Below are 1,392 nucleotides of genomic sequence, written 5' to 3'. Positions count from 1 at the left end.
CGTCGGGGAGGCCGTGGGCGTCGGGGAGGCCGTGGGCGTCGGGGAGGCCGTGGGCTGAGGCCCTGCGCACCGGCGGTCGGACGGCCCGGCGGGTGCCCGCCGGGCCGTCACCGGTCCGGTGCCCGGTCCGGTGCCCGGTCCGGTGCTCAGTCCCGGCGGACCGGGCCGCCGAGCTGCTTCCGCCCGCTGTCGTACGGCAGGCACGAGGAGGCCGGCGCGGCGTCCAGACGAGCCGTGATGACGAGCGTGCCTTCCTCGATCTGGTAGTCGAGGGGGAGGCCCAGTCCGCGCATCGCCGCAACCATGCCGGTGTTCGACGCCTGCGTCACCGCGTACACGCTCTCGCAGCCCGCCTCGACCGCCATCGCCACGAGGCGGCCCAGCAGTTCACGGCCGATGCCGCGCCGCTGCCACTCGTCCTCGATCAGCAGCGCGACCTCGGTCTCGTCGCCGTCCCACAGCAGGTGGCCGAGGCCGACGACGCGGCCCGACGCGGTCTGCGCCGCCAGCGTCCGTCCGAAGCGCGGACTGAGCAGGTGGTTCAGATAGCGGTCCGCGTCACCGACCGGGCCGTGGTACCGCATGCCGAGGGTGCGCGGCGAGCACCGCTCGTGCATCGTCTTCGCCGCCGCGACGTCGCTCGTGTCCGCCCGGCGGACGGTGATCGCGTTGCCCTCGGGCAGCGTCAGCACGTCCTGGCTGCGCGGGATGCGGGGGCCGAGCCGGGTGTCCAGATCCACCAGCGCCCGCGCCCGCGCGAACTCGGTCGGCGTGAACGGCAGATACGGCCGCTCCACGGTGATCACTCCGCCTTCCGGTGCCCGCAGCCGCATCACCGTGTCCTCCAGTGCGCCCTCGACCGGCACGGTCTCCGGGCCGCGGCCGCCGCCGACCGGCTTGGCGGGCAGCGAACGGATCGTGCACCGTCCCAGCAATTGCCTCAGCGCCAGCGGAAGTTCCGCCGCATCCAGGGCCGTGCGCGCCGCAAGGCCCAGCACCCGGGTCGGCGCGTCCACCAGATCGTGCGCGTCGGCCCGCTCGATCCAGGTGCTGGTGCCTCCGGCCAGCGCGACCGCCCGGCTGATCCCGGCGGCCGGCAGCTCACCCGGGGCACGCAGCAGGAACTCGTCCACCGTGCCCTCGGCGAGCGGATGCGTCTGCAGGCTCAGGATGTCCACCCGCTGTCCGGCGAGCGCCGTGCACAGCGCGGCCAGCGATCCCGGCTCGTCCTTCACCGTCGTCCGCATCCGCCACAGCGCGCTCGTTCCCGGCACGGCCTGGGAGCCGGCCCCGGACGAGTCGGACGGGGGGGGGCGCGCGGCGCGGGCGGGCGCGCGGGCGCCCCGCTAGGGCCTCGCGGGGGGGGGGGAGCGCGGGGGCGGCCCCCACACA

At 76.0% G+C, this 1,392-nt stretch carries 1 pseudogene; it reads right to left on the bottom strand.

The annotated features are described in order from the left end of the window. Positions 1 to 146 precede the first annotated feature (146 nt). Positions 147 to 1,265: pseudogene (locus ACFW2E_RS36245) on the bottom strand (GNAT family N-acetyltransferase); the annotation flags it as partial. Between the last annotated feature and the right edge of the window lie 127 nt (positions 1,266 to 1,392).

Source organism: Streptomyces sp. NPDC058964, assembly GCF_042741275.1.
In the GTDB taxonomy this organism is placed as follows: Bacteria; Actinomycetota; Actinomycetes; order Streptomycetales; family Streptomycetaceae; genus Streptomyces.
The sequence above is the reverse complement of the archived record's forward strand: the minus strand, read 5'-3'. Positions and strand labels throughout refer to the sequence as shown.